The 8,091-nt window shown below is 38.1% G+C and carries 6 protein-coding genes and 1 pseudogene; all 7 read right to left on the reverse strand.

What is annotated here, in order from left to right:
- Positions 1-120 precede the first annotated feature (120 nt).
- A pseudogene (locus tag PPA04_RS08825) lies at positions 121-1,242 on the reverse strand (NAD(P)-dependent alcohol dehydrogenase).
- Positions 1,243-1,431: 189 nt separating this feature from the next.
- Complete coding sequence (locus tag PPA04_RS08830) at positions 1,432-2,271, reverse strand: MurR/RpiR family transcriptional regulator (protein WP_057784998.1); 840 nt, start codon at positions 2,269-2,271, stop codon at positions 1,432-1,434.
- Positions 2,272-2,288: 17 nt separating this feature from the next.
- Complete coding sequence (locus PPA04_RS08835) at positions 2,289-4,280, reverse strand: glucose PTS transporter subunit IIA (protein ID WP_147206801.1); 1,992 nt, start codon at positions 4,278-4,280, stop codon at positions 2,289-2,291.
- On the reverse strand, positions 4,280-5,185 hold the full coding sequence (murQ, locus tag PPA04_RS08840; protein ID WP_057784999.1) for an N-acetylmuramic acid 6-phosphate etherase: 906 nt from the start codon (positions 5,183-5,185) through the stop codon (positions 4,280-4,282). The genes PPA04_RS08835 and murQ overlap by 1 nt, the downstream gene beginning before the upstream one ends.
- Positions 5,185-6,252 carry a DUF871 domain-containing protein gene (locus PPA04_RS08845; RefSeq protein ID WP_057785000.1) on the reverse strand — a complete coding sequence of 356 codons (1,068 nt, stop codon included), beginning with the start codon at positions 6,250-6,252 and terminating at the stop codon, positions 5,185-5,187. Before PPA04_RS08845 ends, murQ begins: the two co-directional genes overlap by 1 nt.
- A 171-nt stretch (positions 6,253-6,423) precedes the next feature.
- A complete protein-coding gene (locus PPA04_RS08850; RefSeq protein WP_057785001.1) occupies positions 6,424-6,777 on the reverse strand; it encodes an iron chaperone in 354 nt (117 codons plus the stop codon).
- Between the two features lie 185 nt (positions 6,778-6,962).
- The gene (locus PPA04_RS08855; RefSeq protein ID WP_057785002.1) at positions 6,963-7,928 is read right to left on the reverse strand and encodes a DNA/RNA non-specific endonuclease; all 966 of its coding nucleotides are present in this window, start codon (positions 7,926-7,928) and stop codon (positions 6,963-6,965) included.
- Positions 7,929-8,091: the final 163 nt, after the last annotated feature.

Here is an 8,091-nt window from a genome sequence, read left to right on the forward strand (position 1 = left end):
CTAACCGGATTCAGAACTACTTTTTAATTAAACTAAATAAGTTTTACTGTTTGTTTAGTTTTGGCTAATGAATAAAAAGCAACATTTTCTCAAAAATCATCTGAATTTTTATTGTAAACCCTAGCCTTCAAACTTATAATCTTCATCAATGACCAAAATTGGTTTGATTGTCTTACCACTTATGGAATCTGCATTTGCTTGATTAATTTCACTGAATTTGTAGAATTTCTCTGTTTTGTCAAAGTCAAACATTCCTTGACGGTAAAATTCAATCAAACGAGGTACATCAATTTGCGGAATGGAGTCACCCATATTGACGCCGATAACTGCCTTATCATCGACACACAAATCATTCCAAGTATCCACATCAATGTGATGAGGTGTCACAGCAATACATGCAGATACACCTCCTTGAGCCAGAGCTTTAATAGAGGTTTCCATCACACCTGCAACACCAGTTGTATCTACTGCAAAGTTAACACCATGTCCATTTGTAAACTTTTTAATTGCTTCAACAGCATTTTCATTTTTGCTATTAATCACTTGGGTGGCACCTAGTTCTTTAGCTAATTTCAAACGCCCGTCATTAATATCTACCGCAATTACACGGGTACAACCAGAGATTTTTCCCGCCATCATCGCAGCTAGTCCAACAGCACCGGTACCAAAGACAGCAATAGTTTGTCCTGGATGTGGCTTCAAAGTATTCAGGACAGTCCCACTTCCCGTCACGTAGCCACAGCCTAATGGACCCAATTTTCGCAAATCAAGATTCTTAGATACTTTAACTGCATTACGCTCTCGCACAATAGTATGTGTGGCAAAAGATGATTGATCAAACATGTCACAAACTTTATGGCCATTCTCAGTAAAATGAGCGCTACCATCAGGACGTACACCAGAAAGATTATTTTCTGCATAGTGTAAACATTGCGTTGGAACACCCTTCAAACAGTTTTCGCAATTTCCGCAAGCATAAAACGAAAGAACAACGTGATCGCCCGGCACAAAATTTTGCACATGTGAGCCTACTTTTTCAACGATTCCTGAACCTTCATGACCCAAAATGATCGGATAACCAATTTCCGCATCTCCCTTTCAAAGTGCCTCATCGGAATGACAAATTCCCGTTGCCACCACTTTAACCTGTATATCGTCTGGTTGCATCTCTGCCAGTTCCACATCATCTTTAACTTCAAAATCAGCACCTTTTTCACTAACAACAGCTGCTTTAACTCTCATTCTAAAAAGCCTCCTAATAGCTATGTAATCGTTTTTACACATTTGTTATAGCAGTTTGTAAAAAGAATTGCAAAATTTCACAAAAAATACCTAGTAGCTCTAACATCCCCTTCAAATCATTAAAGGAGGCGAAAAACAAAAGAACTAAGTTTCTAAGAATTCAATCTTAAAAACCCAGTCCTATTCCAATTACTTAAAATGTTTTTGAATGACATCTCGTGATTCCTTCAGCTTACCTACGTTTTCATCAAAATTCATAGAGATGTAGAAATAGTAAAGTAGATCCATCACATATAGTTGCGCCATTAGGGAGGTTGTGGCGGCTGTTCGAAATTTTTCATTTTCTTCACTATCATCGTGAACCAAGACAATGTCACTCTTTTTTGCCAAAGTGCTTTTTTCGTCGTGCGTAACTGTAATTACTGGTACGTCATGTTCATGCGCCACATCTGCCAGCTTTTGGCTTTCCAAAGTTTCTCCTGTGTTTGAAACCAACACCAAAACAGTTCCAGATTTTACAATTCCTGTTGCAATTAGGTGCGTGTCCATCGTCTGAACTACCGGTTTACCAATACGAATAAACTTTTGTTGAAAGTCAGCCGCGACAATACTTGAGGCACCTAATCCATATGCATAAACATCATCAGCTTCACTAATTAGCTGAGCTGCTTGGGAAACTGCTTTATCTTTCAAAGTTAGATTGGTCTGTTCAATTGTATGTCCAATTCTAAACTCCATTTTTTGTTTAACTACATTCAGTGGATCTTTGGGATCAACCTCTGTATACAAACTGTCGTCCATTTTAGTTTCTGCAGAAAGTTGAATTTTTACACCAGGGAAACCGTCAGTACTTAAAATTTTGGCCAAGCGAACCACTGTGGCCGCACTAACACCTGCTCTATTAGCTAACGTGTCGGCATTCATTCCAATAACTTGTTGTGGATGATCTAAAATATATTGTGCAACTTTTCGTTCAGATTTTGAAAATGAAGTGATTTGACTATGAATAGAAAATAGAATACTTTTCATATACTTTTCCTACCTTACTAGCTGGCCGGAGTTGTATTCATTACCACCGTATCGCTTTGAACGTCTGTGTTATCAGGCACCTTATCAACCGTAAAATCCTGACTGTTTGTAATGATTGCCAACGTAACTGTATCATACCCAGCTTTAGCAACTTCTGTCCAGTCTACTTTTCCAACCACTTGATTTTGGGTCACAACATCACCTGGTTTAACGCTTAAGTCAAAGTATTTCCCCTTCAGATTAACCGTATCAATGCCCATGTGAACTAGTACTTCTTCCCCAGCATCACTTGTATATCCAATTGCATGCCCTGTATCGGCTACAAACATTACTTTCCCATTCACGGGCGAATAAACCAGTGAATCATCTTTAGGCTTAATTGCGACGCTTTTTCCCATAGTTTCTTTAGCCATAATTGGGTCGCTAACTTCACTAACGGAAATTTGTTGGCCTTTAACAGGAGCTGTTACAGTATCTTTAGTATATGAAACTGATTCTTTAACTTCTTCATTTTTGACATTTGAATCAGAATTAGTCACAGGTACAACAGCATCAGCAGTGGCAAGTTCAGGATCAACAGCATCCTTTGGAATTCCAAAGAAATAGGTTGCAACAAAGCCACCAGCATAAGCAGCAAGTAAACCAAAGACATAACCCATCCAGTGACCATTATTAATTAAAGGAATTAAAGCTACGCCGGAAGGTCCGATGGCAATTGCACCAATATGTCCCAATCCGCCAATAACTGCACCTCCAATACCACCTCCAATACAGGCGGTGATAAATGGTTTACCAAGTGGTAGTGTCACTCCATAAATCAAAGGCTCCCCAATTCCAAGAATTCCAACTGGTAATGCACCTTTAATCATGTTTGTAAGTTTGTGGTTTCGATGACAACGAATCCACAGTGCAATTGCAGCACCAACTTGGCCAGCACCAGCCATTGCCAGGATAGGTAGTAATGGTGTCATACCAGTTTTGTTAATCATTTCAATATGAATAGGGGTTAAAATTTGGTGCAGTCCAAACATTACCATTGGTAAGAATAAGGCACCCAAAACAAATCCTGAGAATGCACCACCAACATTTAATACCCACTCAATACCACCAACCAATGATGTGGAAACAACACCAGCAACTGGCATAACTAAGAAAATTGTAAATATTCCAACTACAAACAATGAAATCGTTGGTGTCACAATAATATCAATTGAATCCGGAATCCACTGATGTAATTTCTTCTCAACTAAGGAAAGGATCCAAACAGCAAAAATTACACCAATAATACCGCCTTGCCCTGCTGCTAAGGCCTGTCCATTAAATATATTGTGCAATGGAGCGGTTGGAAGTACACCGGTTAATAACGTCACAGCACCGATAACACCACCTAGTCCAGGAGTCGCTCCAAACTCATTAGCACTATTAATACCAACATAGATTGCTAGATAGGAAAATACACCATTTTGAATAACTTTCATAACCATGATAAAGTCATTCCAACTCTTACCAATATCGCCCGCGAGAACCATGTTAGAAAGGACCGCTGCAACACCACCAATTAAACCAGCACCAACAAAGGCTGGAATCAATGGAATAAAAATATTCGAAATTGATTTCAAGATTCTCTTAATTGGCGTTTGCTTCTGCTTTGCTTTTTGCTCTGCTTTAACTCTGGCAGCTTTTGCTTCGACCATTTCTTTATCAGTTAAATGACTATTACCGCCGACATCATCTGGAAATGGCTCGCCCAGTTTTACACCAACTTCGTCAACCATTTCTTGGGCAACTTTGTTTACCGTTCCTGGTCCAATGACAACCTGAAGTGTTTCATCATCAACAACGCCTAAAACACCATCAATATTTTTCAATCCTTCCATATTGACCTTATCCATATCGATAATTGTCATTCGCACTCTAGTCATACAGTGAATTAGCTTTTGAACGTTACTAGGACCACCCACATTTTGATAAATTTCACGTGCAAGTCGTTTAATTTTTTCATCAGCCATTAGTTTGTACCTCCCTTAATTGTTTTACGAACAAAGCCATGTGCATCTTTCAAACGTTCCTTAGCTTCATTTTTATTTAAATCAGTTAAAATCATAACAATTGCTAACTTTACATTTTGATCAGCAGAATTAAATGCTTTTTCTGCTTTTGAATAATCACACTCTGTAGCCTGCATAATAATTCGTTTGGAACGCTCTACCAATTTATCGTTTGTTGGTTTTACATCGACCATAAGATTCTTGTAGACCTTGCCAATTCCAACCATTGAAACGGTGGATAACATGTTTAGAACCATTTTTTGAGCGGTACCTGACTTCAAGCGAGTTGATCCAGTTAAGACTTCAGGACCAACAGAAATTTCAATTGCAACTTTAGCATGTTTGCTAATTTCCGCATGATCATTGCAAGCTAAACTAATTGTTTTTGCACCAACTTTGGTGGCATAGTCCAAACCGCCAATAACATAAGGTGTTCGTCCGCTAGCTGCAATTCCAACTACCGTATCATTTTCAGTAAGGTTTCTGTCTTTTAAATCTTCTTCTCCTAGTTCTTTAGAATCTTCAGCACCTTCTACAGCCAAAGTCATAGCTTGTTGTCCACCTGCTATTAATCCTTGAACCATTTTGGGATCTGTTCCAAAAGTTGGTACACATTCAGCTGCATCTAAAACGCCAAGTCTGCCGCTTGTACCTGCTCCCATATAAATGAGCCTACCGCCACTTTTAAAGCTTTTGACAATCTGCTTCACAGCCACCGTAATTTCTGGCAATGCTTTTTTAATACTAACAGGAACTGTCTGATCCTCAGTATTCATTAATTCCAGAACTTTTTCAGTAGACATTTCATCAAGATTCATGGTTTTTGCATTTCTTGTTTCAGTTGTTAGTTTACTTAAATCAATCATTATTTATCTCCTTCATCTGGTTTAAATTCAATTCCAGTGTTCTCTTTTATTAAAACAAGCATGGACAAATCATTAGCTATCACATGACCAATCACGTTCACTTTCGGATTACTTTGTAATGTCGTTTTACAAATTTGTATTTCGCCTTGATAGCGCCCATAGCCTTGATTATCAAGTGTAATTGCACCCACATTTCTTTTTAGAGTATCGTCAGATTTAATTGACAGTTTAGTGATTTGATTTTGCTTTCGTGATTCTACCAAACGGACAACATCTCGGGAGACCTCAGGACGATTGTGCCAAACTCTTTTAAATAGCGTCGTATAGTCTGATTTGACCTGCAACTGCACTTTATTGTGTAATTCATAGTCGGCAAACTTTTGCATAAGTTGTTTGGAAATTTGGGGATCACCGATGAAAACTTTATCAACCCCCAACTTATTTTTCAGTTCATCGGCTGCAACTAAGGGATTCAAATTTCGATGAGCTTCTAAAGTCGGTAAACCTTTATAAATTGGGCCACGCAACTTTGAATCTCCTGGAACAAAAGCCATTACTGTAAAGTGGTGTTTTTTTAGCCATTGGTTCTTAGTTGCAAACCAATCCGTGTCCAATCCTGTTTCTGGACGAGGATAATAATTATGCCAAGCTTCCATATGGTCAAAATCAGCTTGATCTGCATGTAAATTATTAACGTCGCTTTCACTTATTGTGCTGGCATTCAAGGCAATGTTTAATTGATGACTCAGTTCAGCAATTTTTGAATTGCTAAATCCATCGTCCAATCTCAACGCTGAAATACCAATGTGAGTTAAGCTTCTAGCCGAACTAACTGAAACTCCTAAGTTTTTTAAACCTTTCAAATCAAGATCAACCGTTAATTTCAATTTTTGCTCTGCACAATAACCTCCAAGTAACTTCAATCGATCGACATACTTAGAGGCATCCTCCTCTGGAATATGTACTGAAGTAAACACACCTGTAAAGCCATTTCGTTTCATTTCTTTTATATAGTTTTTAGTTTGATTGTCAATTTCTTGATCAAGATAAATTGAAAAACCTAACATAGTACTATCACCTCCCATATTTGTTAACGTTTTCATTTTACGAATTGAGTATACCTCTTATGAATTATTATTTCAACATTTTTATTAATTTAATCAATATAATTGAAATTTAATTTCTTTTGAAGGCGCAAAAAAGGACAAATCACATATTATATAATTTGCCTTAATCTCTTATTCTCCACTAACTTCCTTCACCCGAAATGCCACAATCTCGCGAATCAGTTTTACTGGTAATGGCTGGTCATAAGGAATCTGGATGGTTCCTTTAGAAGTCTGAAAGTCCTTTAATTGTGCTTCAAAGGCCACAATCGGAGCGGGCGTTGGATAAAAACCAAGATGTTTTTGCGTTGCCGCAAAATACACCAAAACTTTCCCATTTTGCTTAATAGCCGGCATATTATACGATAGAACCTCTTTTGCATCGGGAGCCGCATCTGCTAATAAGTCACGCATAATTTGCGCCACATTTTGTTGCATTTCTGGTAATCCTGCCATGTACTCTGCAACATTTGCATATTTCTCCATAGTTAACATCCTTTACTTTCTCTGGGAATTCAGTGTTACTCACACACCATTCAGTTATAAACTTCTCTTTGAAACCAATTATAACCTTCTTCACGCCATTATTCTCACCCAAGGACACTAAAAAATCGATTAAGTTATCAGGCACGCAAACCTGACATATTTAATCGATTTTCAACTTTTTCTATTTAACTAACTTTACTTGTACCATTAACGTAATTGAGTTTTACCCCTTTTTGAACATTGAAAATATAAACATTGTATCTAATACGATTTGAGCCAATCGATTGTGCCCGCATTTCTACTCCATTAGCTAGCAAGTCGCGACCCGAATAAACTGGTTTGACTTCATAACGCACATAATGGTGAGAACTTTGCCGTAAATACTTAGCTGTTTCATTTTCATACTTCGTCATTTGCGGATCGTTTAGTGAACGGGTTCCAGTAATTAAATTCTTCCAATTATTGTTTTGTCCTGTCAACTGATACCCAATCAAATGACACCGGTTATAGAGCCAACCAGACTTCAACTTCTTGTTGTGCCACCCAGTTGGGTCTACGTAAAGTGACGCACGGGCTTTTTTAGGCATCAATCGTTTATTCAGCATAGCATTCGCATCAGTTGCCCGATTCTCGCTATCCAAATTACTATATTTTTGCCATGCACCTTTTTTGGTGGACAAAGTTGCCTTGGAAAAATTAGGGCGATCCTTATTGATGATCACTGTTCGCGTCCCGTGGTACTTAAGTGTGCTCAGTTTAGAAGTCGTTGCTGCCTTGGCCTTTTTTGCCGAAACTTTTTTAACAACCTTATGGACAACTTTTTTCTTGTGGACGACTTTCTTTTTCTTAACAACCTTTTTCTTTTTATGCACGACTTTCTTCTTGTGAACCACTTTTTTCTTTGGTGCTTTTTCAGTGGCTGACAAAGTTAATCCCCGTCGTTTAGCTGTTGTTAAACTTACTTTATAAACTTTTTTAGCTCGATTTAGACCCCGATCGTGCCGTTTATAAAAGTAATGCTTCCCTGTTCTAGTCACATAAACATAGGTCGTGGCTTGCGCAGTTTTGGTGTTGCTTGGTAACTGTTGCACATTAAACGCCAATGTAAATGTGGCAATCACTAGTATGACTAGCTTTGAAACTTTTTTCATGCTGCTCCCCTACTTTCTACCACCGCGAATGGTAAATAACTAAAGGTTGAAAGTATCAAAATCACTTCAATAATTAATATTAAACGACTTGGTTCAAAAGCAGTAGTTTAATTGCCGTCCTACGCCTCACTTAGTCTGGAAGCAAATGGGCTCAGTAGTATCG

The sequence above is a fragment of the Pediococcus parvulus genome (genome assembly GCF_007990205.1).
Taxonomy (GTDB): Bacteria; Bacillota; Bacilli; order Lactobacillales; family Lactobacillaceae; genus Pediococcus; species Pediococcus parvulus.